This window comes from Labilithrix sp., from assembly GCA_019637155.1.
Taxonomy (GTDB): domain Bacteria; phylum Myxococcota_A; class Polyangia; order Polyangiales; family Polyangiaceae; genus Labilithrix.
Map to the genome: position 1 here is coordinate 12,169 of JAHBWE010000011.1, position 24,521 is coordinate 36,689.

Sequence of the window (24,521 nt, forward strand, 5' to 3'; positions counted from 1 at the left end):
CCGAGCCTATCTCCTGTTGGGTTGTCTAGCTCTCCGCGACCAGGCGCTCGATTTCGCGCACGAGCCCGTCCGACGCGACGAGCTTGCGCTTCGCCTCTCCCTTCGCCACCGCGCGCATCTCCGGCGAGAGCGACTCCATCTCTTCCTTGGCCCGCGCGCGCGCGGCGGCGAGGTCCGCGCGCACGTCGTCCTTCTTCACCGGCGCCCCGCCGCGCCAGAACGGCGTGAGCAGCGCGCGCGCCCCACCCCCCGGGCTCGGCTCCTTCTGCAGCGCGACGAGATCGTGATCGTGGTAGCGCCACACCTGGAGCTCGCCCGGCAGCGTGGCCTTGCCCGATCCCTTCGCGACCTTCATCGTCACCGCGCCGTAGCCGTTGACGACGAGCTTCGCGACCGCGCCGACGCCGGTCGCGGAGTCGGGGGAGCAGACGATGTTCTCGCCGATGCCGAAGCCGTCGACGAGGTCGCGCAGCTCCTCGACGCGCCCCTCGTCGAGGCCGTCGGAGACGTAGATCTTCGCCTGCGGCGCGCCGAGGTCGGCGAGGAGCTTCCGCGCGCGCAGCACCGATTCGACCGACACGTTGGAGTCGATGCGGATCGCGCCGAGCTGCTTGTTCGTCGCCTCGACCGCGTGGCGGATGCCGCGCTCGGTGTCGTAGGTGTCGATCAGCATCGTGGTCGGGACGCCCTCGAACGTGCGCTGGTACGCCTCGAAGAAGCCGCGCTCGCTCTCGGCGCGGGAGAGCTCGGGCCGCTCCGCCGCCTGGATCGCGAAGTGGTCCATCGTGCCGGTGCTCGTGATGCCCCAGCGCGCGTACGCGGCGATGTTGGAGGTGGAGTGGACGCCCGCGACCCACGCCGCCCACGACGCGTCGAGCGCGGCGTCGGGGTGCGTCCGCCGCTGCCCGAACTCCATGACGCTCTTGTCGCGCGCGGCGAGCACGACGCGCGCCGCCTTCGACGCGACCATCGACATGTGGTTGATGTACCCGAGCCACGGCGTCTCGATCAGCTTCGCGCGCAGCATGTCGGTGCGGACCTGCAGGAGCGGCGTGTAGATCGTGAGCGGCGCGCCCGCGACTTCGAGCGGCGTGCCGTCGGTGCGCGACGCCTTCCCCGCGAAGGCGAGGGTGCCCTCCGGCATCGCGTCGATCGAGCCGACGAACCCCTCGAGCGCGCGGAGCCGCTCGACGACGGCGCCGCGCTTCGAGAGCGCGGGACCGATCGCGGAGTGGGACTCGAGCGCCGACAGCTCGTCCTCGTCGATCGCCATCTGCTCCGCGTGCTCGAGGATGCGGCGGAGCCCGGTGAAGAGGACGAACCGCCGCTCCTTCGGCATCCGCCGGAAGAAGAACGCCATCGTCACCTCGTGATCGAGGCGCCCCTCGTCCGCGTGCGTGAGGAGCGTCGTCAGCTGGTACGCGTCGATGCCGAGGGTCGGTAGCGTCATGTTGGAAAGGTGGGTCCCCAAGAAAGAGTGTCAAGGACTCTATTTCGTGTCGGACCAGTTGGCGTCCCAGGGGTGGTGGGGGCGACGGATCCAGGTGTCGATCTTGGCGAGGGCGCTTTGGGGATCGCCGCCGGTTCCCTCGAAGCCGACGAGGTAGACGTGCGAGTCCCACCAGCCCGTGACGAGCGCGCGCTTGCCGTCGGGGAAGAGGGTGATGCCGCTGCCGCGGTCCATCCCCGGGACGCGGTACACGCGCGCGGTCCAGTCTCGCGTGTCGACGACGGAGACCGAGTTCGTCTCCGGGCCATAGTCCGCCGACCACACCCAGCGTCCGCCCTTCGCGACCTCGACCGACTTCGGCGAGCTGCCGACGTGGAGGGTGTGCACCACCTTCTCCGTCGAGGTGTCGACCGCGTGCAGCATCGAGTCGTGGTAGCAGCTGATGAACAGCGTCTTGTCGTCGGGGGAGAGCGACAGGTGGCGCGGGATCGCGCACGCCGCGAGCGTGTGGCGCTCCTTGAGCTCCGGGCCGGTGAACACGTCGATCGACGCGCTGTTGAAGTTCGCGGCGTAGAGCGTGCCGTCGCGCGTCACCGCCGTGCCGCGCGGGTTCAGGCCCGTCGTCGAGAGCGTGCGCACGACCTTGCCGGTCGCGATCTCGATCTGCGAGACCGACTGGCCCGACCAGTTCGCGGCGAAGAGGTACGCGCCGTCGGCGGAGGGGACGAGGACCTTCGGGTGGAGGCCGACCGTGATCTCGCGCGTCACGCGCCTCGTCTCGAGGTCGACGAACTGGACGCTGTTGCGGAGGAAGTTCGACGCGTAGATCGTCTTGCCGTCGGGCGAGAGGACGCTCTCGACGACGGTGCCGGGCAGATCGATCGACGCCTGATAGGTGAGCGTCTCCGCGTCGAACACGTCGATGTTCCGGCTGTCGGCGTGGCCGAAGTTCGTGACGTAGGCGCGCTTGCCGTCGGGCGAGAGGGCGACGCCCTTCGGCATCGAGCCCGTCTCCGCGACCGCCTGCACCTCGAGCAGCGGCGGCTGCGCGTGCGCGGCGCCGGCGAGCGTCAGGACCGAAAAGAGCGCCCGCAGCTTCACGCGCCCGAAGGTATCAGAACGTCGCGCGGCGATCTCGAACGGCGAGCCAGAAGGCGGCCTCGCCTCGCTTCAGGTGGCACGGCGACGTCGCGATCGGCTTCATGTGCTCCGTCGCCTGATCGAGGTGGCCGTGCGCCGCGAACGCGAGGGCGACGTAGTACTCCGCGATCTGGCGGTTCCCTTCGTCGTCGCCGGTGTCGCCCTTCGCGACGCGGTACAGGGCGTGGATCGCGTCCATGTACTTCTCGGCGTCGAACAGGCGCTTGCCTTGCGCGGCCTGCTCCGTCATCTGCCCCGCCGCCGGCAGCGGACACTTCGCCGGCGCGGGCGGCGGCACCGGCGGGAACGACGACGGGAGCGATCCCGGCGGGCCGCGGAGCGCGCGCGCCTCGATCGCGATCGGCGGCGCCTTCGACGCGTCGATCGTGTCCTTCGACCACGGACCGTCGAGCGTGTCGCCCCAGCGCACGGCGTAGGCGCCGTCGTCGATGCGGGTCGCGTAGTGCGTCGCCTTCGCGCAGTCCGGACCGCGGAGGTCCGCGGCGCCGAGCGGTGGCGGGACGCTCTCCACCACCTCGCCCCAGCGCGCGGGCGCGCGCGAGCGCCGGAGGTCCTCGAGCCACGACGGGCGCCGTGACGCGTCGACGCGCCGCTCGATCGCGAGCGCGTCGCGAGCGTCGTGATGGGCGCGGACGTAGAGGTTCCCCGCGCCGGCGATGCGCACGTCGGTGCCGAGCAGGTCCTCGGTCGGGATCACCTGCAGCGGCGCGGGCAAGGTCTCGGGGCGGGGGCGATCGGAGAGCCAGGGCACGGGCCGCGTGCACGCGAGGACGTGCACCTCCATGTTGCACGCGCGATGCTCGAGGTGGAGCGCGATCACCTCGCCCTTGCGGCTCCGCTCGTCGATCGCGGCGCGCACCTCTTCGTCGAGCCCGACGAGCCCGATCTCGGCGTCCCCGCGCAGCGGCGGGGCGGGGCCGCGGCACCGCGGATGGCTCGCGAGCATGTCCGTCCCCGCGTGCCCCGCACCTCGAGCGGGACTGCTCGCGCACCCAGCGACGACGACCAGCGCGTAGAGGACCGGGGCCCCAATGCCCGAAGAGCGGCGCCCGCGGGCGCCGGTCGATGGGTTGGGGCGGGGTATGGGGCAGAGCCCCATCGTCAATGAGTGGGCTCGGGCGGCGCGAGGCTCGCGTCGACGACGTCCGGGATCGTGCGGTAGCGGCGGTAGAACTTGGTGACCTTCACGACGTAGTCGCGCGTCTGCGCGTAGGGCGGGATCCCGCCGTGCGAGATGACGGCGTTCTCGCCCGCGTTGTACGCGGCGATCGTGAAGTCGAGGTTGCCGTTGAACATGTTCGCGAGGACGCGGAGGTAGCGCACGCCGCCGTAGATGTTCTCGCGCGGATCGTTGATGTCCTTCACGCCGAGCCGCTCCGCCGTCTGGGGCATGAGCTGCATGAGGCCGCGCGCGCCCGCGGAGCTCACCGCGCGCGGGTCGTAGTCGCTCTCGACCTTGATCACCGCGCGAATGAGCTGCTCGGGGAGCTGGTAGAGGATCGCGGCGCCGCGGATGTGCTCGTCGTAGCGGCTGTAGCGCGAGAGGTCGCGGTCTTGCGGCGCGAACGCGGGCGCGCCGCCGCGGGTGGGCTTCGCGTCGCCCTTCATGTAGAGCTGCGCGCCCGCGCTCGGACGGTTCGTGAACGAGATCGTCCCGTCAGGCCCGACCGTCTTGAAGATGTCCGCCGCCGCCGTGAGCGGCAGGAGCCCGACCGACGCACCGATCAGAACGCGGAGCAGGCGGAGCGACGCAGACCTCATCGTTCGAATTGTCCCAAGTGCGCCGTCCTTTCGCAACTAACCAAGCGCGCCCGTCATTCCCGATCACTTCGGCAGCTCGCGCTCGGCGCGGCCGGTCTGGCCGTTCGGCAGGCCGGCCGCGCCGCCGGCGCCCAGCGTCACCGAGACGGTGAGCGCTCCCTCGATCGTCGCGTCGAGCGAGACGAACGCGATCGAGTCGCCGCCCGCCCCTCCGCCGCCACGGCCGCCGCGTCCGCCCGGCTGACCGTCCCCGCCGGGGGGTCCGCCGTCCACCATGGAGTCGTCGCTGTTCCCGTCGTTGCCGCAGTCGTTCAGCGGCGTGGCCATCGCGCACTTGGTCTCGTCGGAGACGTCTCCGCCAGGCCGGCAGTGCCCCCTCGGTTGGGGCGCGCCGGGCATACCGCGCTGACCGCCGGCCCCGCACTCGCCCGCCGCGCCGTCGCTTCCTTTGCCGCCCTTGCCGATCGTCAACGAGCCGCCCTCCAACGTGACGCTCGTGCCGACCGCGTAGAGCCCGATCGACGAGCCTCCACCTCGGCCTCCGGCTCCACCCGCGCCACCTTCGCCGCCGGCGCCCCCGGTCCCGCCCTTGGGGATGTTGCAGGGCAGCCACTTGCAGTGCCCTTCGACCGTACTGGTGCAGGCGAAGAGCTGGGGCTCCGGTGGGGGGCCGTCGCTGCCGCGCGGCCCCTGTTGTCCTCGCTCGCCGTTGCCTGCCGTCATCGGGAGCACGCCGGTGGCGACGTAGCTCGCGAGCTCGCCACGCACGCCGTCCGCGCTGCCGGACAGGACCGCCGAGCATAGCTGGGCGCCCGTCACGCGGGGCTCGGCCCCGTCGCCGCCGTCGCCGACCTCGATCGCGACGTGACGCAGCGCGAGTCTGCCGCCGGTCGCGAAGACGCCGTAGAGCGTCTCGCCCGGCGTCGCCGTCCGCGTCGCGAGCGAGAGGAACGCGAGCTCGACGTCCGCGTTGGTGACTGTCACCGCCGCGGCGGACTCCTTCGCCGTTCGGATCTTCACGTCGTTCTTGCACGTGCGCGTCCAGGTCCCGGACGCGAGCGCCTCCCAGCCGCCGGTCAAACGCACGTCGGTCGAGAGCACGAGATCGGCCTCGTATTCGCCGGACGCGAGGTGAAGGGTGGGGCGCGTGGGCGGAGCTTCCTCGGGTTTCGTGAGCCGCAAGAGCGCGTGCGAGAGCGAGCACGGCTTCTCCTGCCGGCACTCGTCGCCGTCGCCGTTCGGCGTGACGAAGAGGTCGCCCTCGACCGGAGCGAAGTCGCGGAGGCACGACTCCTCGACCGATCCGGTCGCGCCGGTGGCGTCGTCGCCGGCGCGCGCGCCGTCCGGTGAGGCGTCCTGGTCGGTTACGACCGGCGCCGCGTCGATCGAGAGGAACGTACCGCACGCCGCGACGGCGATCGCGAGCACGAAAGATAGAGACCCCCGCCAGCGCACCGCGCCATCGTATCAGCCCTTCGGCTCGGGGAGGAGCCAGAGCCGCTCGCCGTGGCGGCGGCGGGCGCGGACGAACATGACGACGAGGAAGACCGCGAGCGCGACGAAGACGACGGCAAAGGCGCGCTCGACCGAGACCGCGAGCGCTTCGCGGGCCGCCTCCTCCAGCTCCACGTCCTTCGTCGTCGGCAGCGGCTCCGCGATCTTCGGGAACAAGTAGAGCGGCGTCGCCTTGCGGTGGCGGAGCGCGAGCCAGTCCATCAGCACCGCGACGGTGATGTGGACCATGAAGCCCTGGTAGATGCTCTTCGTCTTCATCGAGAGCGAGCCGAGCGCCATGCCCGCCACGATCGCGCCGCACGCCTCGAGGTACGGCTTGCCGAAGTGGATCATGCAGTACGGCACGCACATCGTGAAGATCGCGCCCGACCCGAAGCTCCGGCGGAGCGCGCCGAGGAAGAAGCCGCGGAAGAACATCTCGAGCGCGAAGAACTGGCCGAAGTACATCGCCTCCCAGACGAGGAAGTCGAACCAGCTCCGCGACGACTGCTTGTAGAACGGGTAGTAGGTCCCGAAGTCGGGCTGCTTCGCGACGACGACCATCGCCGGCAGCACCACCGCGAGGAAGAGGCCGTAGATCCAGACGTGATCGAAGAAGCCCTTCGTGCGGAACCCGAAGTCGAGGAGCGAGTCTCTCCGGAAGACCAGCTTCCAGACGACGAACGGGAACGCGTAGCCGCCGATGCGCGTCGCCGCCCACCAGCCGAACGCGTAGAGCTCCTCGTATTTCGTGAACGCGAGGTCAGGGTGCTCGGCGTAGAGCGCGCGCAGCTTCGGCGCGAACGTCACCTCGAAGTAGGTGCGCCCGCCGTAGTAGTCCTGCATCGTGAGGACGAGCGCGACGAGCGCGAGGGCGACGAACGGACGGAGGTCCATCTTGCCTCGCGCGTGGAGCTTCGCGCGATGGAGGAGCGCCTCCTCGTCGAGCTCGCGCCACCCGCTGCGGAAGAAGAGCCACACCGCCGCGCAGACGACGACGAGGATCGGCAGCGGGAGGATCGGCTTCCACGCCTCGACGAACGCCTGGAAGCCGGTCGCGTCCTTCGCCGGGAACGCGAGGACAGGCCCGAGCACTAGGCGTCCGAGAGCGCGGCGCCGCGCTCGAGCCGGCTCAGGGTCGAGGTGCGTCCGAGGACGTGCATCACCTGGAAGAGGCCGGGGCTCGCGGTGCGGCCGGTGAGCGCGACGCGCGCAGGCTGGGCGACGTCCTTGATCTGGAGGCCGTCCTTCGCGAGGAACGCGTTCGTGCGCTCCTCGAGCGCGGCTTCGCTCCAGTCCTCGCCGCTCGCGAGGGCGGCGTGGAGGCCGCGGAGCTTCGGCGCCGCGTCCTTGACGAGGAACTTCGCCTTCGCCTTGTCGTCGAGGTTCGGCTCCGCGCGGAAGTAGAAGTCGAGCATGTCGGCGGCCTCGACGAACGTCTTGGCGCGATCGCGGATGGTGTAGAGTGCACGTACCACGGCGGCCTTCTCCGGCGTGAGGCCGTTCGCGGCGAGGAACGGGAGGACGCGGTCGGCGTACTCGTCGTTCGGGGTGAGCCGCTCCGTCTTGAGGTGCTCGTGGTCGATCGCGAGGAACTTCTTGTCGTCGAACTTCCCGTCGCCGCGGCCGCAGCTCTCCCACGAGAACGCGGCGACGAGCTCCTCCTTCGAGAAGACCTCCTGATCGCCGTGCGACCAGCCGAAGCGCGCGAGGTAGTTGAGGACCGCGTTCGGCGAGTAGCCCTTGTCGCGGTACTCGGTGACGCTCACCGCGCCGTGGCGCTTCGAGAGCTTCTCGCCGTTCGCGGCGAGCATCATCGGCAGGTGCGCGAACTCGGGGACCTTCGCGCCGAGCGCCTCGTAGATCAGGATCTGCGGCGGGGTGTTGATCATGTGGTCGCGCCCGCGCGCGACGAGGGTGATGCCCATAGTCACGTCGTCGACGACGGCGCCGAAGTTGTAGAGCGGGATCCCGTCCGCGCGCATGAGGACGAAGTCCTGGTTCTCGACGTTCGGGGTCACGACCTCGCCGAAGACCTTGTCGACGTAGGTGACGGAGCCCTCCGTCGGCGCCTTGAAGCGGACGACGTGGGTCTCGTCGAGGCTCTCGGTGCGGGTGCGGCAGGTGCCCGGGTACTTGAACTGCGCCTTCGGGTCCTTCTTCTTGAGCGCCTCGCGCTGCTCCGCGAGCTCCTCCTTCGTGCACCAGCACCGGAACGCGTGCCCGCTCGCGATGAGCTTCTCCGCGTGCTCCTTGTAGAGCGCGAGGCGCTCCATCTGCGTGTACGGGCCGTGCGCGCCGCCGGCGCCGGGGCCCTCGTCCCAGTCGAGGCCGAGCCACTTCATCGAGTCGAAGATGATCTGCTTGCTCTCGTCGGTGGAGCGCGCCTGATCGGTGTCCTCGATCCGGAGCACGAACGCGCCGCCGGTCTTGCGCGCCCAGAGCCAGTTGAACAGCGCCGTGCGCACGCCGCCGATGTGGAGATAACCCGTGGGAGAAGGTGCAAAGCGCAGCCGAGGCTTCATCGCAGCCTGCCACGAGTAGCACGAAAGCCCTCACACCGGGACGGGTCCGCCGAGCGCGCCCAGGCCCCGCGCGATCCAGAGGAGGAAGACGAGCATCATCACGGCCATGAAGAGGTAGAGCGCGACGCGGCCGGCGCGCTCCTCGAGCGCGGCCCACGGCGCGCCGCGACGCCACGCGAGCGCGAGCGTCACCGCGGCGAACGCGCCTTGCGTCAGGAGGGTGGGGAGCGCGAGCGGATGCATCGCGAGCGAAGCGCCGACGTCGCCGCGGAGGAGGAAGACGACCGCGCGCGTCATCCCGCAGCCGGGGCACGGGTGATGCGTGAGCCGCGCGGTCGGGCACTGGAAGCCGGGGATGACGATCGGCAACGCGACGACGACCCACACCGCCGCGACGGCGAGCACGGCGAGCACGCGGCGCGAAGCCGTCACTGGCCGGGCGACCGCGTTCATGCTCGACTTTCGTAGCACCCCGCGAGCCATGACGACGCACGATCCCGATCGACCCGCGCCCCCCGCCGGCGGCTTCGGCGACCCCGGCGCCATGCCTGGAGCGCCCGGAGCACCGAGCGCGAGCCCGTTCGGCGCGCCGGGGGCGAGCCCGCTCGGCGCACCGGGGACGAGCCCGTTTGGCGCACCGGGGGCGAGCCCGCTCGGCGCCCCCGCGAGCTCGTTCGGCTGGATGCCGGTCGCGCCGGCGCCGGCGCGCAATGCGATGGCGACGAGCGCGCTCGTCGTCGGGGTCGTCGCGGTCCCGTGTTACGCGCTCTGCGGGCCGGTGGGCTTGCCGCTCGCGCTCGCCGCGCTCGTGCTCGGGGTGATGGGGCTGAAGCAGGCGAACCGCCATCCGGGGACGCCCGGTCGCGGTCACGCGATCGCCGGGATCGCCGTGAGCGGCCTCCTCTTGCTGCTGACGCTCGGGGTTGGCCTCACGTACTGGTACCTGCGCGTGCGCTGACGATCACCAGCGGTTGCACGTGCGCGACGCGAGGACGGGGCTCACGAACGTGTCGCATTTCACCTTCACGCTCGCGAGCATCCACTCGACGCTCTGCCTCGAGCGCTCGAACGCGTCGCGCGCGCCGCCGGCCTCGACGACGAAGAGCCGCCCCTGCGCGGGGAAGACGCTGACCCAGTAGATGTACGGCTTGCCGTCCTCGTCGTGCCCGAGCTCGAGGCGCTTGCCCTTCGTGCCGTCGCGCGACGACACGTCCTTCGTCGCGAGGAGCGCGTACCCGTTCACGTCGCGCAGCTGCAGCGTGAGCGCCTGCGCCCAGAAATCGAGGTCGCCGCGCTCTTCGTCGTCGATGACACGCACGGCGACGACGACGCCCTCCGGCGTGGTCGCGCGGTACTCGTAGCCGTACGCGTGCTGCTCGTCGAGCGGCACGAAGCCCGGCGCGGTGCTGACCTTGAACGGCCGCCCACACGCCGTGAGCGCGAGGAGCGTGAGGAGGAAGAAGACCTTCTTCATCACTTGTCCTCGCTGAGCTGGAGGAGCGTCGGGAGGTTGAGCCCGCTCAACCAACCGAAGGGGAGGCGCGGCCGTTGCGTCGTCATCGTGTTGCCGCGCGGCTCGAAGGCCACGGTGATGGTGGAAAACGCTATTTTGTCGTTCAAGAGCTTGAGGCGTCCTTCGAGGCGCTCGAGCTCCTCGGTGATGCGATGCAGCTCCTTCTCGATCTCGAGCGCCTCCTTCACGTTCGCCCGCGTGAGGAGGGCGGTGAGCTGCTGCTGCATCGCGCGCGCGTTCTTGATCCGGATCTCGAGGTCCACGTGCTCGTCGGTCACGTCCTGGGCCGCGATGTCGCGATGGAGGACGTCGCCGATCGTGTCGACCGCGGCGACGGCCTGCTCGAAGCGCTGCCGCGGCACGCGGATCGTGATCTCGCGGTCCTTCTTCATCGAGAGGTAGCCGCCGCTGTCCTTCGCGATGCGCTCGACGGCGGAGATCCCCTGGTCGACCTGGTAGACCGCCATCACGAAGCGCGCGGTGTAGATGACGTACGCGCGCGTCGCGTCCTTCGCGTCCTTCGGCGCCTCGGTCCTCGCCTTCGCCGGCTGCGCGGCGCCGCTCGGCGGCTGAGGCGCGGGCGTCCCCGGGGGAGGCGGCGGCGCGTTGGTGTCCGTCTTCGCGTACGCCTCCTCCGCCGCGTCGACCTCGCGGTCGCGCGTCGACGCGACGGTCGATTCGCTCGTGGCGTTGTTGGGCGCGCCGGCCCAGCCCCGGCCGCCGCTGGGGCTCGTCGGCGCTTCGGCCGCCCTGTCGGCGCCGCCGCAGCCGGCGAGGTGAGCGAGGATGATGCTCGCGCTGAGCGCGAACGCGATCGTGCGCATGGGTGCCTCCAGCCGTCCCCAACGGGCCGGCGGCGCCGAGCTTACACCGGGACGCCGATCGCGCGGAGGACGAGGAGCGCGAGCGCGGAGACCGCCGCCGCCGCGGGCACGGTGAAGATCCACGCCCAGACGATGCGCCCCGCGACGCGCCAGCGGATCGCGGAGAACCGCTGCACCGTGCCGACGCCGACGATCGCGCCCGTGATCGTGTGGGTGGTCGAGACCGGGATGCCGAGCACCGTCGCCATGAAGAGCGTGCTCGCGCCGGCCGTCTCCGCCGAGAAGCCGCCGACCGGCGCGAGCTTCGTGATGCCCATGCCCATCGTCTTCACGATGCGCCAGCCGCCCGAGAGCGTGCCCGCGCCCATCGCCGCGTGGCAGACGAGGACGACCCAGAACGGCACGTGCTGCTCCGCGCCCGTCGGCGCCGCGCCGAGGTGACCCGACGCGATGAGCGCGGCGACGATGATGCCCATCGTCTTCTGCGCGTCGTTGCCGCCGTGGCCGAGCGAGTAGAGCGCGGCGGAGACGAGCTGCGCGCGGCGGAAGAGGCGATCGACCGAGCCCGGCGACTTGCGCCCGAACAGCAGCATCACGAGCCGCATGTACCCGAGGCCGAGGAGGAGCCCGAGGACCGGCGCGATGACGATGAAGACGAGGGTCTTCGCGAAGAAGGTGTAGTCGAGGACGCCGAAGCCGCCCTTCATGATCGCGGCGCCGGCGAGGCCGCCGAGGAGCGCGTGCGACGACGACGTCGGCAACCCCCACCACCAGGTGAGGAGGCCCCAGATCACGGCGCCGACGAGGCCCGCGCCGACGAGCCCGATCGACACGACGGCGGGATCGACGCCGCGCGCGATGTTGCCCGCGATGTGCGTGCTGAAGACGAGGAACGCGATGAAGTTGAAGAACGCGGCCCACACCACCGCCTGGCCCGGCGTGAGGACGCGGGTCGAGACCACGGTCGCGATGCTGTTCGCCGCGTCGTGGAACCCGTTGATGAAGTCGAACGTGAGCGCGAGCGCGATGATGACGACGAGGCCGGCGATCATGCGTACTCGAGGGCGATCCCCTGGATGAGGGTGGCGACGTCCTGGCAGCGATCGACCGCGCTCTCGAGGCTGTCGAAGATCTCGCGCCACTTCATGACCATGAGCGGCTCGCTCCCCTCCGCGAAGAGCGTCGCGAGCGCGCGGCGGTAGACCTTGTCCGCCTCACTCTCGAGGCGGAAGACGTCCTCGCAGAGGCTGAGCATCTCCTGCGCCTTCTTCGGGTTCTTGAGGAAGCCGAGCGCGGCGCTGACCTTCTTGCAGGTCTGGACGAGCACGTCCGCGAGCTCCTTCGCCTCGCGCGGCGCGACCCGGACGTCGAAGAGCACGATGCGGTCCGCGACCGCCTCGATGTAGTCGAGGACGTTGTCGAGCTCGACGATGAGGGAGTGGATGTCGTTGCGATCGAGCGGCGTGATCCAGTTCTCGCGGAGGCGCCGGATCGTCGCGCGCTCGATCGTGTCGCCCTGCGTCTCGAGCTCCTTCACCTTCTTCGAGAGCGCCCGCGTCTCGTCGTCGACCTTGGCCCGCTCGTCCTGCGAGTACGGCGACCGCTCCGGCGCGTGGGCGGGATCCATCCGCGCGAACATCTTCACGAGGATCTCGGCGGCCTCCTCGCTCTTCTGGGCCAGCTCGCAGAAGGCGTCGAAGTACACCGCGTCCTTGGTGGCGGAGCCGAACATGTGCGTGCCGAGGCTATCAGCCGCCTTGCGACGGTCACGTGAACACGCTATCTGCGGCATCCATTCAGCCGCACGAGTGATCTCGTGCACCTTTCAAGGAGAACCGTCATGAAGTCCCCCCTCGCTACGCTGAAGGACAAGTTCGGCGACAAGGCGAAGCTCGTCGCCGAGCTCGAGACCTTCACCAAGAGCGACGACCTCTGGGTCGGCCGCCTCAACGAGAACAAGGGCCTCGCCCACGTCTCGAACGCGAAGCTCCTCCGCCTCCACGCCACGTTCACGACGGTGAAGGAGAAGTTCGGCACCCGCGCGAAGCTCATCGAGGCGATCGCCGAGGTCGAGAAGCGCACGAAGGACGAGGGCTTCAAGGCGCGCCTCGGCAAGTTCCCGGTCCCGCGTCTCTGGGACATGTACCAGTCGGCCTCGAAGCGCGCGAAGGCGGCGGCGGCGCCCCCGAAGAAGAAGGTGGCGAAGCCGGTCGCGGCGCCGAAGAAGGCGGCGGCCGCGGCTCCGGCGAAGAAGAAGGCCGCGGCGGCGAAGAAGAAGAAGAAGAAGTAGGACCGCCATGCCCGAGATCACCCTCCGTCACGAGATCGACACGGACGAGGACACGTTCTGGTCGAAGATCGTCCTCAGCGAAGACTTCAACAAGAAGCTCTACGAGGGAGCGCTCAAGTTCCCGGCCTGGACGCTCCTCGAGCAGAAGGAAGACGACGCGAAGGTCACGCGTCGCGTGAAGGTCGATCCCGCGACGGGGGATCTCCCGGGCCCGCTCAAGAAGGCGATGGGCGACGGCAAGCTCTCCTACGTCGAGGAGGGCACCTTCGACAAGAAGGCGAAGCGCTACTCGTTCAAGGTCCAGCCGAGCATGCTGCCGGACAAGACGAAGGTGAGCGGCGAGCTGTGGGCCGAGAAGATCGGCGACAAGAAGATCCGCCGCATGTGCACGATCCGCGTCGAGGTGAAGGTCATGCTCATCGGCGGCATGATCGAAGAGCGGATCATGGGCGACCTCAAGAAGTCGTACGACGACAGCACCGCCGCCACGAACGCGTACATCAAAGAGCACGGGCTCTGATTCACGCCGGACGGGGGCGGTAGCGCTCCAGCAGCGCGTCCTGCTGCACGAAGATGCTCGGCCGCGCGCCGGGGGCGAGGACGCGCGGCGAGTCGATCCACGGGTTCAGCCGCAGCGCCTCGTCGCGCGCGCGCTCGTCGCCGGTGAGCGCGAACAGGTTCAAATGATGGCTCGCGACGGCGGGGGACTCCGCGATCGCCGCGCGCGTCGTCGCGATCGCGTCCTCGACGCGGCCCTGCCGGTCCTCGACGTCGGCGAGCACGGCCCACGCGGAGTCGCGGCCGCGGAACACGTCGCTCGCGAGACCGAGCGCGCGGCGCGCGAGCCGCTCGGCCTCGTCGAAGCGGGCGCGGGCGCGGTGGTGCTGCGCGCGGAAGAGGCTCGCGATCGGCTCGATGCGCGGATCGCTCGCGAGCGCGGCGGCGAGCTCGGCGTCGGCGGCGCGGTCGTCTTCGAGCGCGAAGAGCTCCAGCGCGTAGAAGCAGCGGAGGATCGGCGGCGCGCCCGGGAGCCCCCGCTGCGCCTCGAGGCGGCGGCGCATGTCCGCGCGCTTCGCGGCGTGGTCGCGATCGAGCAGCGCGTCGAGGTGGTGGAGGGCGCCGTGCGCGGCGAGCGCGACGCGGCCGCCGGCGCGCGCGATCGCGGGCGCGACCGCGGCGTGGGCGGTGCTCGCGAAGTAGCGGACGTCGGGCGCGCGGCGGAAGAGGCGCACGAGGCGCGTCGACGCCCAGCGGCCGCCGCCGATCCAGTCGTAGCGCTCGAGCGCGAAGCCTCCCACTTCGCTGCCGGCGCGCTCCACGAGCGGCCGCACGTCGGTCGTGAGGCGCTCGTCGGCGTCGATGACGAGGATCCACTCCGCCGTCGCGGCCTCGAGGTACGCGTTCCGTGCGAGCTCGTGGCTCTTCGCGTCGCTCGCGACGATGCGCGCGCCCTCGCTCCGCGCCACCGCGACGGTGTCGTCGGTCGAGCCGTCGTCGACGAGCAACACCTCGCCTGCGCTCTCTCGCACGCTCGCGATGCACTCGGGCAAGAGCGCGGCCGCGTCGCGCGCGACGATGCACGCCGCGATCATTCCATCCCGGCGCGTCGGGCGAGCGCGCTCGTGAGCTGGCTGCGGTCCTCGACTCCGAGCTTCGTCCGCGGATGGACGGGCGAGGCGGTCGACTTCCTCGCGACGAACACGTTCGTCGGCGTGTCGCGCTGCTGGCAGACGTTCCCGCGTCCCGCGGCCGGCTCGTGTCCCGACCCGCCGCCGTGCCCGAAGTGACGGGTCACGGACAGGTCGACGCGACCTCGTAGAGGTTCTTCGCGAGGGCGGCGTTGGCCTGGTCTTCGCTGGTGCAGTTGGCGTATTGCGTCCGGTACGCGTACACCGCCTTGCGGCAGTCGCAGGTCGTGCAGATCTTCGCCTTGCCCGCGTCGGTGAGGGTCGGGCTGGCGGGGTCCGTGGCGTCGAGCTCCGCGTCGACGACGCCGCAGGTGGACTTGACGTTCGCGAACGCCGCCTCCGCCGCGCTCGACTCCGGGCAGCCGCTCGGCGACGTCCCGAGCTCGGGTGTACACTGCACGCTTCCGTCGCCCGCGTCCTCGGCGTCGGAGCCGGCGCACGCCGCGACGACGGCGAAGAAGACGAAGAACGAGGAGCGGCGGATCATGCGCTCGCCAGCCTACGGCCTTCACACCTCGGTCGCGAGCTTCTTCAGCGCGGCGTCGAGCGCCGGGCCGCCTCCGAAGACGCGACGTCGATCCCAGTCGCTCGCGTAGCGCTCCGCGGTCATGAACGCGTCCTCCTTCTTCTCTGGGCTCGCGAGCGCGAGGGTGGCGGTGACGAGGAGCTCTTGCGCGCCTCGCTCGGCGGCTTCGTCGCGGAGAAGAAGTACGCGGCGGTCTCCAGCGTGGCGACGGAGTCGAAGAACGGAAGCGCGTAGCGCTCGGTCTCGTCCGCGAACGCGGCGCCGGTGCTCGTAGCCTCCGACCACGGCTCGCCCGGGATCCAGCCGCGGAAGTGGAGGTACTCGAGGCCCATCATCGGGACCGGGAGCTTCGGCTCACCGAGCGCGCGCCTGACGGCGGCGAGCGCGTCGGTGTGCGCGAAGCCGACGTCGACGCGAACGGCGCGCGTGGCGAGGTTGAGCCCGACCTCCTGGTGGACGCCGCCCTTCGACATGCGCCCCCAGCGGTTCGGTCCCACCGGCGCGAAGCCGTGGGCGGCGAGCTTCGGCGCGAGCTCCTCGGTGAAGAGCGCGACGGCATCCTTGGGCTTCGGCTTCTTCGGTGGCGCCTTCGGGAGCGGGTCCTTCGCGCGGCGCAGCGTCTTCGCCTGCGGATCGTAGACGTCGAGGTCGTGCTTCTTCGCGAGGACGGCGACGGCGTGCGCGACCTCGCCGGCGCGCGAGAACGACACGTTCATGACGACGTGCCGGTCGGTGTGCTCGATCGCGGCGGCGAACGGGCTCTCGTCCTCGTCGTCGTCGAGCTCGGGGAACTGCTCCGTGAGCGCGGCGTAGAACGCGGCGGGGCGCTCCGAGGCCTCGAGCGGGGGAGGCGCGGCCGCGTCGTCGATCGCCTTCGTCGCGCGGAACACCACGAGGTCGAAGCTCATGCTCCCCAGCTTACGTACGGAGACGTGAGGACGTTCGCGGGATCGGCGAGCCGCTTCGCGACGAGCGCCTTCTCGTAGTCGGCGCCGAGGTGCGCGCGGAGATCGGGCGCGCCGCCCTGGAGCGTCGGCGCGCCGCCGAGGCGACGGGCCTCCGCGACGAGCGCATCGCGCAGGTGCTTCGACGCTCCGTGCGTGAGGGTGAGCGCGAAGACGAGCTCGCCCGGCGCGACGCGCGGGATGAAGAGGCCCGGTCGATCGGCGTGCTCGAGGAAGGGATGGATGAAGACCGAGTCGTCGTCGAGGTCCACGCTCGCGCGGACGTGCGCGACGAGCGGGACGAGCGCGGCGCGCGGCACGATGACCTGGACGACGAGGCCGCCGTTCGTCTCGCGCGGGAGCGCGCGGACGTGGGCCGGCAGCGCGACGTCGCCGTCGCCGCTCCGGCGGAGGACGAAGCCGGTCGCCGTCACGCGCGCCGACGCCGCCACGGGTCGCGCGTCGAACGCGGCGAGCACGCTCGCGAGGTCGTCGTGCGGCGTGGGGCGGCCCGGCTCGAAGGTCACCGCGCGCGGCGTCTGCCGGAGCACCGCGCGCGCGATCACGCCGAACTGCCCGTAGCCTCCGAGGGCCGCGTCGAAGAGCCAACCGGCCTGGTCGCGATCGCACCAGACCTTGCGGCCGTCGCCGGTCACGACGAGGAGCGACGTCACGTGATCGATCGCCAGGCCTGCCTGCGGCGATCCGATCCCGATCCCGAGGCTCGAGAGCGTCCCGCCGATCGACGCGTCGGCGATCGTCGGTACTACGACCGGAAGCCGCGCGCTCACGTCGGCCAGCGCGCGCCACGTGCAGCCGCCTTCCACGCTCACGCCGGAGTCCTGCGGCTCGATGCGGGTGAGGTCCTCGGTCGAGACGACGACGTCGTCGCCGAGCGACTGACCGGCGTGGCTCATGCCCCGGCCGCGGACGGTGACGCGCCGCTCCTCGCGCGTGGCCCACGCGAGGATCGCCGCGAGCTCGTCGATCGACGACGGCCGCGCCACCGCGCGGGGCATGAGACGGAAGACCCCGCCGTAGTCGCGGCCGTCTTCCGCCGCCGGCGCCTCGAGCGCGGGCACGTCTCGCGGGGTCGTCGTCGCGCTCGCGGCGCGCGCGAAGGGTCGCGTCATCGAGACGTATTGCAGCTTGTGCGTCGCGAGCTCGGGGCGCTTGGGCGCGCAGTCGCACGCGTAGCGGCGGTTGAAGACGTCGTGCGGGAGGTCGGCGGTGCGCTCGGCGCTCGGCGGCAGGAAGACGTCCAGCTTCGGATCGTGCACGAAGCCGAGGCCGGCGAGGCCTGGATGCCACGGCGGATCGGCGCGGACCCAGAGGCCTTCTCCGGCGAAGAGGTGGCGGAAGCGCGAGACGATCGCCTCGACCATCCGCCGGCCGAGGCGCGCGCGGCGGAGCTCGTGGCGGACGCTGACGTTCACGACGTGGTGATGGCGCGGCGGCTTGAAGCCGGGGTGCTCGGACTCGTCGACGTTGATGACGTGGCGATCGACGGTGAGGATGACGCGGTCGCTCTTCGCGACGTGGATCGTACCGACGATCGCGCGATCGAGGACGAGCGCGAAGCGATGCCCCGTCTTCGCCCAGAGCGTGCGGACCTTCTCCGGCGAGATGTAGTTTCGCTCGATGTCGCGCACGAGCCAGCTCGGGAGGTGGCCGCCCCTCTCCGCGCGCGCGTCCTGGATCGATCGCATGAGCAGGCGCGACACGCCCTCCGCGATCCCCGGCGCGTCGGCGTCGACGATCCCGAGATCGAGCGCGCCGAGCGGTGAGTCGAGGCGGACCGCCTCCCCGATGAACGCCTCGCGCGGATCGAACGGCATGCCACGCCGAGCCTACGGCCAATCCGTCGGGGCCTCACCGAGGTCCTCCTCGGTGACTCCGGGTTCTGATGCGATTTCGCCATGTTGGCGCGGTTTACGCATCTTTACCCGGCGGGGTGGAGCAAAGGGGCGTCTCGTCACGTCATAGTTTCCACCATGAAGCTGCATTCTCTCGCCCTCGCTTCCGTCATCGCCGTCTCGAGCTTCGCCGTCGCCTGCGGCGGCACCGTGGAAACGCCGCAGACGCAGGCGAGCGCCGCCACGAAGGCGCCGGTCGCCCAGAACACGCACGGCGCGGTGAAGCTCGTCGGCGACGCGCTCGGCGAGGTCGCGCTGCGCCCCGAGCAGCGCGCGGAGATCGAGAAGCTCGCCGCGGACGCGGAGGCGCGGCATCAGCCGATGGCCGAGGGCAAGAAGGAGCTGCTGGTCGCGTTCGCGGATCAGGTCGAGAGCGGCGCGATCGATCGCGGCGCGCTCCAGCCGAAGATCGACAAAGTGACGAGCGACGGCGCGAAGGCACGGACGGAGGACCGCGCCGCGCTCGTGAAGCTCCACGACATCCTCGACAAGCAGCAGCGCAACGACTTCGCCGACGCGCTCGAGCGCCAGGTGAAGGGCAAGCGCGGCGAGCTCCACGTCCGCGGCGGCGGAGAGCGCGGCTTCGGCCCGCTCCACAAGCTCGCGTCGGACTTGAACCTCACCGACGAGCAGAAGACGAAGATCAAGGACGCGCTGAAGGAGTCCTTCAAGGAGGGCATGAAGGAGGCGCGCGAGCACCACCGCGGCGGCCCGCGCCGCGGCCCGCACGGCGGCGGCAAGCACGGCGGCGGCAAGCACGGTCCGCGCGGCAACCCGATCGAGGCGTTCCGCGAGGACAAGCTCGAGCTCCCGGGCGCGCCGCCGGGCCCGCCGCCCGGCGCCTTCGGCGACCACATGCTGAAGACGGCGGAGAAGATCCTCCCGATCCTCACGCCCGAGCAGCGCAAGCTCGCCGCCGACAAGCTCCGCACCCTCGCCACCGAAGGCAACGCCGCGCTCATCGTTCACTGACTCGCCCTCGGGCGTCGGTGCGTGCGCGCGTGCGGTGTTTGCTCTAACGTCGCGCGCGGATGAAGCGGCTCGGTGTGGTCGGCGCGGCGTGGGAGGTCTGCAAGAAGGACGTCCGGATCGAGATGCGGACGCGCGAGGTCGTCGCGACGGCGGGGGTGTTCGCGATCATGGTCGGAGTGCTCGCGAGCCTCGCCTACTTCGTGATGCCGAAGCTCAATCGCGCCACCGCGGCGGGGACGATCTGGATCGCGATCTTCTTCGCCGCGGTCCTCTCCTTCAGCCGCATCTGGCAGCGTGAGCGCGACGAGTCGGCGCTCACCGCGTTGCTCGTGTCGCCGATCCCGCGCGCGTCGATCTTCCTCGGCAAGTCGCTCGCGACCTTCGGGACGATCCTCGTCCTCGCGCTGCCGCTCGTCGCGTTGACGATGTTCCTCTTCGCGATCGACTTCTCGCCGCCCGACGACGCGATGCGCGACCCGAACGCGGTCCTGGATCCGACGTCGACGCACGTCGCGGCGTTCGCGGCGCTCCTCGTCCTCGGCGCCGCCGCGCTCTCCCTCGTCGGCACGCTCTTCGGCGTCATGACGGTCCGCACGCGCGCGCGCGACCTCGTCCTCGCGATCGTCCTCTTCCCGCTCCTCTCGCCCGCGCTCGTCTGCGGCGTCGCGGGCACGCGCAACGCGTTCGAGACCCAGTCCTTCGAGGACTACCGCGGCTTCGTCGCGCTGATGGCGCTCTTCGTCTTCGTCGGCACCTGCGTCGGCGTCGCGCTGTTCGGGTCTCTCGTCGAAGACTGAGCTCCATGAAACCGTCGCTTGGACGGACGATGTGTGCGGGATATGTGAGCGCCATGAAACACACTCACACTTGCCCGAAGTGCGCCGCTCGCAAGTTCCTCGTCCAGCCCGACTTCCACTTGCCGGACCACCGATCGCGTAACCGGGTCTTTCGACTCCCGGCGTTCTCGTTCGAGTTGTCTGACGAGGATCGCGAGACGCGTGGGGGCTTCGAGGCGTGGACATGCGCGTCTTGTGGCTTTACCGAGTGGTACGCGACCTCGCTCGACGCCGTCGACGCCTCCATGTCGCGTGGAAAGGTCCGCGTCCTCGACGCGTCCAGCCCGCAGGGGCCGATCTACCGCTGAGGCGTGCTACGCTCGAGCCGTGCGTCGCTGGCTCGCTCTTGGTCTCGTCGCGCTCGCGTTTGCGGCCTGCCGCGCGGAGCCGACGAACGACTCCGGCATCCGTCGCAATCCGCCCATCGCGGCGGACGACGACGACGACCAGACCACACCTCTCTTCGACGCGGGCGCGCCGGACGCCGCCGACACCGGGCCCGCGCAGCCGGAGCCCTCGAAGGCGTGCCTCACCGGCGACCTCGCGTTCTGCTTCACGTTCGAAGGGACGACGGACGACGTCTCGCCGAACGCGATCAAGCCCACCACCTCGACGAACATCACGTTCGCTCCCGGGAAGGAGAACCAGGCCGCGTCCTTCACCGCGACGAGCGCGCTTCGCTTCGATCCGAACCCGGTCTTCGAGCTCTCTACGAACGCGACGATCGAGGCGTGGATCAGGCGGCAGAACACCGGCGCCGACTCCGTCGTCCTCGACGTCGACGGGCGCTTCTCGCTCACGATCGACGCCGCCGCGAACGTGCTGTGCAAGTCCGGCGGCGGCGCGGTCACCGGCAACACCGTCGTCGCGCCCGAGGTCTGGGCGCACGTCGCGTGCGTCGTCGACAACGGGACGCTGCGCGTCTACCTGAACGGCACCGAGATCGGATCCGGCCCCGGCGCGATCGGCTCCGCCCCCACGCTCGGCGCCGCGATCGGCGGGAACTCGCCCGACGGCGAGCCGTTCCTCGGACTCATCGACTCGCTCCGCGTCTTCACCGTCGCGCGGACGCCGGCGCAGATCAGCGAGGCGGCGAAGCCGTGATCGACGCGGCGACGCGCCGAGCCTCCGCCTCGATCGCCTTCGGATCGAACGCGGTGCCGGAGACCTCGCCCGCGACCCAGTAGCCGTCCGCGATGCGGCCGTCGTCGCCCGCGCGCACGACGAAGCCGCGCGGCTCGTGCGCCACCGTCGCGCCGGCCTGCTCGCAGAGCTCGAACGCGGGCGAGCGCGCGGCGTCGATCAACACCGCGTCGGCGTCGACTTCGCCGTCGCCGGAGGCGCTGCGGACGCGGACGCCCTTCACCTTGCTCGTCCCGCGGATCGCGATCGGCTCGCCGCGAACGACCTGCACCGCCGCCGCCTTCCCGACCGCGCGCGCGTACGCCTCGCCGAAGGGACCGCCGCCCTTCGCGACGACGACGGCGATGCGCGCGCCGGGGACGACGCCGTGCGAGAGGAGCCAGCCGGCCGCGCGCGCGCTCATCACGCCCGGGAGGTCGTTGCCCTCGAACGCGAGCACGCCGTCGTGCGCGCCGCACGCGAGCACCACCGCGCGCGCTTCGAGGACCTCCGCGCCGTCGGCCTCGCTCGCGACGAGGAGGTCCTTGCCGTAGACCGCGCCCGCGGTGGTCTGGAGGCGGAGGCGGATCTTCTCCTCCGCGACCGCCGCGTCGAACGGCCTCTTGATCGCGTCGAAGCGCGCGGCGTCCTTCGGGCCGAGCGCGGTGATCCCGCCCCCGGGCGCGAGCTTGTCGTCGAGCACCTCCACCGCGCGCCCCGCCTTCGCGAGCTCCACCGCGGCCGCCATGCCGGCCGGCCCCGCGCCGACGACCACGCAGTCCGCGCTCCGGCGCGCCGACGTGCGCGGCGCCTCCGCCGCGGCGGGGAGCTTCCCGAGGCCGGCGACGCGGCGCGCGAACCCCTGCATGATCGTCTGGATGCCGGGGATGCCGGCGAAGAGCTCGTGGTGGTTCATCCCGTCGGGGAAGAACCAGTCCGTCATCCGGAGGAGGTCCACGTCGCGGGGGCCGAGGCGGTTCTGGGTGACGATCGTCATCCCGTCGCGGGCGGGGACGAGGCACGTCATCACGTTGGGGGTCTCGTCGACTCGCGCGAGGCAGCCGTCGCACGCGCCGCGCATGCAGGAGGGCCCGCGCGGGCGATGGAACTTGGGGCTCCGCGCGATCGTCGTTTTCCCCGCGGCGACGAGCGCGGCGGCGACCGGCTCGCCGGCCTCGGCCTGCACCTTCTCGCCGTCGAGCGTGATCGTCACGGGGTGAACGAGCGATCGCGTCCGCGGCATCGAAGCCGGCACTTTACTTTCGATCGCGGGGTCGGGACACTGTCCTCGCGATGCGGCTCGGTCTTTTGGGTCCAGCCGGTGGAGACGTGGGCGCGCTCGGCCGTGCGGCCGAGTTCCTGCTCAACGGCGCCCGTGTGCATCGCGCGATCTACCTCGGCAACGACGGCGCGCTCGATCGCGCGGTCGCGGCCTGGGCGCGGAAGCTCGTCGGCGAAGACCCGACCGACGAGGGCGCGTGGCGGCGCGCGGCCGACGTCGCGCTCGCGGGGCACCCCGCGCAGATCGATCGCTTCGTCGCGACGGAGCGCGCGCGCCTCCGGCTCAAGTCGCTCGAGGCGCTGCCGGAGAAGCTCACGCGCACGATCGAGATGGTGTCGGATCGCGTCGCGGTCCTGATCTACGACAAGGCGCAGCTCGACGAGGACGACATCCACGCCGCGAACATCCTCGTCTACGGCAAGTCGGACGCGCCGCTCGTGAAGAAGATCGGGGCGCGCTGGTTCGTCACGCCGGGGCCGGTCGGCGCGACGAACGGAGGGCTCGCCGTGCTCGACGACGAGAAGGATGACGTCGTCGTCACGATCTTCGACGCGAGCGGCAAACCCGCGCAGCGCGAGGTGCTCGCGACCGTGCGCGCGAAGATGCGGGTGAAGGACGCATGACGACGTACGCCGTCTTCGGCGGGAGCTTCAACCCGCCGCACCTCGCGCACGTGCTCGCGCTCGCGGTCGTGCACGCGCGCTACGAGGTCGACAAGATCCTCGTCGTGCCGACGTTCCAGCACCCCTTCGCGAAGTCGCTCGCGCCGTACGAAGACCGCGTTCGCATGTGCGAGCTCGCGATGGGCTGGCTCCCGCGGGTGGAGGTCTCGCGCGTGGAGGAGGAGCTCGGCGGCGAGAGCAGGACGCTCCGCACGATCGAGCACCTCGTCGCGAGGCATCCCGGCGTCGACCTCCGCTTCGTGATGGGCGCGGACATCGTGCTCGAGTCGGCCAAGTGGTACGGCTTCGATCGGATCAAGGAGCTCGCCCCGCCGATCGTGCTCGGGCGCGCCGGCGTGAGCTTCGAGGGCGCGCCGCCGCCGGTGCTGCCGGCGATCTCGAGCACCGAGGTCCGCGCGCGGCTCGCCGACGGCGACGTCGCGCCGATCGAGCCGCTCGTGCCGAAGGCGGTCATCGAGTACGCACGCGAACGTAAGCTCTACGTCGAAAGTCGGAGATCACTTTGAAGGTCTTCATCCTCGGAGCCGGGAAGGTCGGGCGCGCGCTCGCGGCGGCGCTCAAGAAGTCGGGCACGCCGGTGACGCTCCGCGCGGCGCGGCAGGGCGTTCCGTCGCGGCCGATCGACGCGTCGATCGTCGTCCTCGCGCTGCGCGAGCGGCAGCTCCACACCTTCGCGGCGGACCTCGCCGCGTCGGGCGTCGTCGCGCGGAGCGCGGTCGTCGTCCACAACGCGGGCTCGCTCGACGCCGAGATCCTCGCGCCGCTCCGCGCCTCGTGCGCCGGCGTCGCGCAGATGCACCCGATGATCTCGTTCGCCTCGACGACGAAGTTCCCCACGCTGGCGCGCGGCCATTGCCACGTGAAGGGTGACGCGGTCGCGGAGAAGCGCGCGCGCGCGCTCGCGAAGAAGCTCGGGATGACGCCGCGCACGTTCGCGAAGCTCGACACGGTCGGCTACCACGCGGCGGCGGGGCTCGTCGCGAACGGCGCCGCCGCGCTCGCCGCGATCGGCCTCGAGCTCCTCGCGGTGAGCGGCGTCCCGCGCGCGGACGCGCCGAAGATGCTCGGCCCGCTCCTCCGCAGCGTTGCGGAGAACGTGGAGTCGCTCGGCTTCCCCGACGCGCTCACCGGTCCGGTCCGTCGCGGCGACGCGGCGGGGATCGAGAAGCAGGTCGGCGTGCTCTCCGAGAAGCTGCCCGACGCGCTGCCGATCTACCTCGCGAGCGGCCTCGCGCAGCTCCCGATCGCGGCGCGCATCGGCGACGCGACGAAGGAGCAGATCGACGCGGTCGGCGACGTCCTCCGCGCTGGAATGCGACGACATGTCCCGAAATCTGGGTTGCGACCCGAAAGAGACCTACATCGTCGCCGATCGCGATCCTGACGCCGCGCGCCCGTGCGCAGGCTGACGGACAGGCACAATAGTAGCGATTTCCGATGGTTGGGTAGGCTTTGGGCAGGCTCGTGACTTGCATAGCACGAGCGTCCCACGCGAGAGCCCTGCCGTACCGTTCTCGGTAGAAACCCGAATCCC

At 71.0% G+C, this 24,521-nt stretch carries 27 protein-coding genes; 10 read left to right on the top strand and 17 right to left on the bottom strand.

All coding sequences use genetic code 11. The annotated features are described in order from the left end of the window. Nucleotides 1-25: 25 nt before the first annotated feature. From KF837_23305 to KF837_23340, 8 genes are all read right to left on the bottom strand, one after another. A complete protein-coding gene (locus KF837_23305) occupies nt 26-1,450 on the bottom strand; it encodes a hypothetical protein (protein MBX3230269.1) in 1,425 nt (474 codons plus the stop codon). Between the two features lie 39 nt (nt 1,451-1,489). Further along, a complete protein-coding gene (locus tag KF837_23310; GenBank protein ID MBX3230270.1) occupies nt 1,490-2,551 on the bottom strand; it encodes a YncE family protein in 1,062 nt (353 codons plus the stop codon). A gap of 13 nt (nt 2,552-2,564) precedes the next feature. Continuing rightward, nucleotides 2,565-3,557 carry a hypothetical protein gene (locus KF837_23315; protein MBX3230271.1) on the bottom strand — a complete coding sequence of 331 codons (993 nt, stop codon included), beginning with the start codon at nt 3,555-3,557 and terminating at the stop codon, nt 2,565-2,567. A gap of 155 nt (nt 3,558-3,712) precedes the next feature. Next, nucleotides 3,713-4,372 (bottom strand): lytic transglycosylase domain-containing protein, encoded by a 660-nt coding sequence (locus KF837_23320; GenBank protein ID MBX3230272.1) that lies wholly within the window; start codon nt 4,370-4,372, stop codon nt 3,713-3,715. 63 nt (nt 4,373-4,435) lie between these two features. Beyond that, nucleotides 4,436-5,827 carry a hypothetical protein gene (locus KF837_23325; protein ID MBX3230273.1) on the bottom strand — a complete coding sequence of 464 codons (1,392 nt, stop codon included), beginning with the start codon at nt 5,825-5,827 and terminating at the stop codon, nt 4,436-4,438. A gap of 12 nt (nt 5,828-5,839) precedes the next feature. Then, a complete protein-coding gene (locus KF837_23330) occupies nt 5,840-6,763 on the bottom strand; it encodes a CPBP family intramembrane metalloprotease (protein MBX3230274.1) in 924 nt (307 codons plus the stop codon). A 197-nt stretch (nt 6,764-6,960) separates the two neighbouring features. Beyond that, nucleotides 6,961-8,391, bottom strand: a complete 1,431-nt coding sequence (locus KF837_23335) for a glutamate--tRNA ligase (protein ID MBX3230275.1) — start codon at nt 8,389-8,391, stop codon at nt 6,961-6,963. Between the two features lie 30 nt (nt 8,392-8,421). Continuing rightward, complete coding sequence (locus KF837_23340) at nt 8,422-8,844, bottom strand: DUF2752 domain-containing protein (GenBank protein MBX3230276.1); 423 nt, start codon at nt 8,842-8,844, stop codon at nt 8,422-8,424. 28 nt (nt 8,845-8,872) lie between these two features. On the opposite strand from KF837_23340, the gene KF837_23345 reads away from it, so the two are divergent. Beyond that, complete coding sequence (locus tag KF837_23345; protein MBX3230277.1) at nt 8,873-9,349, top strand: DUF4190 domain-containing protein; 477 nt, start codon at nt 8,873-8,875, stop codon at nt 9,347-9,349. 3 nt (nt 9,350-9,352) lie between these two features. On the opposite strand, the gene KF837_23350 is transcribed toward KF837_23345, so the two are convergent. The 4 genes from KF837_23350 to KF837_23365 are packed head-to-tail and all read right to left on the bottom strand — an operon-like array spanning nt 9,353 to nt 12,460. Then, nucleotides 9,353-9,865 (bottom strand): serine/threonine protein kinase, encoded by a 513-nt coding sequence (locus KF837_23350; GenBank protein MBX3230278.1) that lies wholly within the window; start codon nt 9,863-9,865, stop codon nt 9,353-9,355. Beyond that, nucleotides 9,865-10,728, bottom strand: a complete 864-nt coding sequence (locus KF837_23355; protein ID MBX3230279.1) for a DUF4349 domain-containing protein — start codon at nt 10,726-10,728, stop codon at nt 9,865-9,867. The genes KF837_23350 and KF837_23355 overlap by 1 nt, the downstream gene beginning before the upstream one ends. Before the next feature lie 41 nt (nt 10,729-10,769). Next, a complete protein-coding gene (locus tag KF837_23360; GenBank protein MBX3230280.1) occupies nt 10,770-11,780 on the bottom strand; it encodes an inorganic phosphate transporter in 1,011 nt (336 codons plus the stop codon). Beyond that, complete coding sequence (locus KF837_23365; protein ID MBX3230281.1) at nt 11,777-12,460, bottom strand: DUF47 family protein; 684 nt, start codon at nt 12,458-12,460, stop codon at nt 11,777-11,779. The genes KF837_23360 and KF837_23365 overlap by 4 nt, the downstream gene beginning before the upstream one ends. Nucleotides 12,461-12,568: 108 nt before the next feature. Here KF837_23365 and KF837_23370 point away from each other — a divergent pair, with 108 nt between their 5' ends. Further along, on the top strand, nt 12,569-13,018 hold the full coding sequence (locus KF837_23370; GenBank protein MBX3230282.1) for a hypothetical protein: 450 nt from the start codon (nt 12,569-12,571) through the stop codon (nt 13,016-13,018). 7 nt (nt 13,019-13,025) lie between these two features. Next, the gene (locus KF837_23375) at nt 13,026-13,538 is read left to right on the top strand and encodes a DUF2505 family protein (GenBank protein MBX3230283.1); all 513 of its coding nucleotides are present in this window, start codon (nt 13,026-13,028) and stop codon (nt 13,536-13,538) included. Nucleotide 13,539: 1 nt separating this feature from the next. Here the strand turns inward: KF837_23375 and KF837_23380 are convergent, their stop codons facing one another. Continuing rightward, a complete protein-coding gene (locus KF837_23380) occupies nt 13,540-14,610 on the bottom strand; it encodes a glycosyltransferase (GenBank protein ID MBX3230284.1) in 1,071 nt (356 codons plus the stop codon). Nucleotides 14,611-14,640: 30 nt separating this feature from the next. Here KF837_23380 and KF837_23385 point away from each other — a divergent pair, with 30 nt between their 5' ends. After that, nucleotides 14,641-14,805 (top strand): hypothetical protein, encoded by a 165-nt coding sequence (locus tag KF837_23385; protein MBX3230285.1) that lies wholly within the window; start codon nt 14,641-14,643, stop codon nt 14,803-14,805. Between the two features lie 4 nt (nt 14,806-14,809). On the opposite strand, the gene KF837_23390 is transcribed toward KF837_23385, so the two are convergent. The 3 genes from KF837_23390 to KF837_23400 all read right to left on the bottom strand — a co-directional run bounded on the left by KF837_23390 (nt 14,810) and on the right by KF837_23400 (nt 18,014). Further along, on the bottom strand, nt 14,810-15,193 hold the full coding sequence (locus tag KF837_23390) for a hypothetical protein (GenBank protein MBX3230286.1): 384 nt from the start codon (nt 15,191-15,193) through the stop codon (nt 14,810-14,812). A gap of 119 nt (nt 15,194-15,312) precedes the next feature. After that, nucleotides 15,313-16,140: a hypothetical protein gene (locus tag KF837_23395; GenBank protein ID MBX3230287.1), complete on the bottom strand. Its 828-nt coding sequence runs from the start codon at nt 16,138-16,140 to the stop codon at nt 15,313-15,315. After that, complete coding sequence (locus KF837_23400; GenBank protein ID MBX3230288.1) at nt 16,137-18,014, bottom strand: FAD-binding oxidoreductase; 1,878 nt, start codon at nt 18,012-18,014, stop codon at nt 16,137-16,139. Before KF837_23400 ends, KF837_23395 begins: the two co-directional genes overlap by 4 nt. A gap of 156 nt (nt 18,015-18,170) precedes the next feature. Here KF837_23400 and KF837_23405 point away from each other — a divergent pair, with 156 nt between their 5' ends. The 3 genes from KF837_23405 (at nt 18,171) to KF837_23415 (ending at nt 21,004) form a co-directional block, all read left to right on the top strand. Then, entirely contained in the window at nt 18,171-19,064 is an 894-nt protein-coding gene (locus KF837_23405; protein MBX3230289.1) for a Spy/CpxP family protein refolding chaperone, read from the top strand. A gap of 59 nt (nt 19,065-19,123) precedes the next feature. Then, nucleotides 19,124-19,861 carry a heme exporter protein CcmB gene (locus KF837_23410; protein MBX3230290.1) on the top strand — a complete coding sequence of 246 codons (738 nt, stop codon included), beginning with the start codon at nt 19,124-19,126 and terminating at the stop codon, nt 19,859-19,861. Nucleotides 19,862-20,227: 366 nt separating this feature from the next. Continuing rightward, nucleotides 20,228-21,004 (top strand): LamG domain-containing protein, encoded by a 777-nt coding sequence (locus KF837_23415; GenBank protein ID MBX3230291.1) that lies wholly within the window; start codon nt 20,228-20,230, stop codon nt 21,002-21,004. Here KF837_23415 and KF837_23420 read toward each other — a convergent pair. After that, on the bottom strand, nt 20,982-22,265 hold the full coding sequence (locus KF837_23420) for a (2Fe-2S)-binding protein (protein MBX3230292.1): 1,284 nt from the start codon (nt 22,263-22,265) through the stop codon (nt 20,982-20,984). The genes KF837_23415 and KF837_23420 overlap by 23 nt on opposite strands. 50 nt (nt 22,266-22,315) lie before the next feature. On the opposite strand from KF837_23420, the gene KF837_23425 reads away from it, so the two are divergent. Genes KF837_23425 through KF837_23435 form a run of 3 tightly spaced genes read left to right on the top strand, consistent with a single transcriptional unit; the run spans nt 22,316 to nt 24,371 of the window. Then, nucleotides 22,316-22,927, top strand: a complete 612-nt coding sequence (locus KF837_23425) for a hypothetical protein (protein ID MBX3230293.1) — start codon at nt 22,316-22,318, stop codon at nt 22,925-22,927. Further along, nucleotides 22,924-23,493: a nicotinate (nicotinamide) nucleotide adenylyltransferase gene (gene nadD / locus KF837_23430; protein ID MBX3230294.1), complete on the top strand. Its 570-nt coding sequence runs from the start codon at nt 22,924-22,926 to the stop codon at nt 23,491-23,493. Before KF837_23425 ends, nadD begins: the two co-directional genes overlap by 4 nt. Beyond that, the gene (locus tag KF837_23435; GenBank protein MBX3230295.1) at nt 23,484-24,371 is read left to right on the top strand and encodes a DUF2520 domain-containing protein; all 888 of its coding nucleotides are present in this window, start codon (nt 23,484-23,486) and stop codon (nt 24,369-24,371) included. The genes nadD and KF837_23435 overlap by 10 nt, the downstream gene beginning before the upstream one ends. The last annotated feature ends 150 nt before the right edge of the window (nt 24,372-24,521 follow it).

Excerpts from the sequence above, each read along its gene's own strand:
- KF837_23305 (MBX3230269.1), bottom strand. The coding sequence starts at position 1,450 with ATGACGCTACCGACCCTCGGCATCGACGCGTACCAGCTGACGACGCTC.
- KF837_23315 (MBX3230271.1), bottom strand. The coding sequence starts at position 3,557 with ATGCTCGCGAGCCATCCGCGGTGCCGCGGCCCCGCCCCGCCGCTGCGC.
- KF837_23320 (MBX3230272.1), bottom strand. The coding sequence starts at position 4,372 with ATGAGGTCTGCGTCGCTCCGCCTGCTCCGCGTTCTGATCGGTGCGTCG.
- KF837_23330 (MBX3230274.1), bottom strand. The coding sequence starts at position 6,763 with ATGGACCTCCGTCCGTTCGTCGCCCTCGCGCTCGTCGCGCTCGTCCTC.
- KF837_23335 (MBX3230275.1), bottom strand. The coding sequence starts at position 8,391 with ATGAAGCCTCGGCTGCGCTTTGCACCTTCTCCCACGGGTTATCTCCAC.
- KF837_23340 (MBX3230276.1), bottom strand. The coding sequence starts at position 8,844 with ATGAACGCGGTCGCCCGGCCAGTGACGGCTTCGCGCCGCGTGCTCGCC.
- KF837_23345 (MBX3230277.1), top strand. The coding sequence starts at position 8,873 with ATGACGACGCACGATCCCGATCGACCCGCGCCCCCCGCCGGCGGCTTC.
- KF837_23350 (MBX3230278.1), bottom strand. The coding sequence starts at position 9,865 with ATGAAGAAGGTCTTCTTCCTCCTCACGCTCCTCGCGCTCACGGCGTGT.
- KF837_23355 (MBX3230279.1), bottom strand. The coding sequence starts at position 10,728 with ATGCGCACGATCGCGTTCGCGCTCAGCGCGAGCATCATCCTCGCTCAC.
- KF837_23360 (MBX3230280.1), bottom strand. The coding sequence starts at position 11,780 with ATGATCGCCGGCCTCGTCGTCATCATCGCGCTCGCGCTCACGTTCGAC.
- KF837_23365 (MBX3230281.1), bottom strand. The coding sequence starts at position 12,460 with ATGTTCGGCTCCGCCACCAAGGACGCGGTGTACTTCGACGCCTTCTGC.
- KF837_23370 (MBX3230282.1), top strand. The coding sequence starts at position 12,569 with ATGAAGTCCCCCCTCGCTACGCTGAAGGACAAGTTCGGCGACAAGGCG.
- KF837_23375 (MBX3230283.1), top strand. The coding sequence starts at position 13,026 with ATGCCCGAGATCACCCTCCGTCACGAGATCGACACGGACGAGGACACG.
- KF837_23380 (MBX3230284.1), bottom strand. The coding sequence starts at position 14,610 with ATGATCGCGGCGTGCATCGTCGCGCGCGACGCGGCCGCGCTCTTGCCC.
- KF837_23390 (MBX3230286.1), bottom strand. The coding sequence starts at position 15,193 with ATGATCCGCCGCTCCTCGTTCTTCGTCTTCTTCGCCGTCGTCGCGGCG.
- KF837_23395 (MBX3230287.1), bottom strand. The coding sequence starts at position 16,140 with ATGAGCTTCGACCTCGTGGTGTTCCGCGCGACGAAGGCGATCGACGAC.
- KF837_23400 (MBX3230288.1), bottom strand. The coding sequence starts at position 18,014 with ATGCCGTTCGATCCGCGCGAGGCGTTCATCGGGGAGGCGGTCCGCCTC.
- KF837_23405 (MBX3230289.1), top strand. The coding sequence starts at position 18,171 with ATGAAGCTGCATTCTCTCGCCCTCGCTTCCGTCATCGCCGTCTCGAGC.
- KF837_23410 (MBX3230290.1), top strand. The coding sequence starts at position 19,124 with ATGAAGCGGCTCGGTGTGGTCGGCGCGGCGTGGGAGGTCTGCAAGAAG.
- KF837_23420 (MBX3230292.1), bottom strand. The coding sequence starts at position 22,265 with ATGCCGCGGACGCGATCGCTCGTTCACCCCGTGACGATCACGCTCGAC.
- KF837_23425 (MBX3230293.1), top strand. The coding sequence starts at position 22,316 with ATGCGGCTCGGTCTTTTGGGTCCAGCCGGTGGAGACGTGGGCGCGCTC.
- nadD (MBX3230294.1), top strand. The coding sequence starts at position 22,924 with ATGACGACGTACGCCGTCTTCGGCGGGAGCTTCAACCCGCCGCACCTC.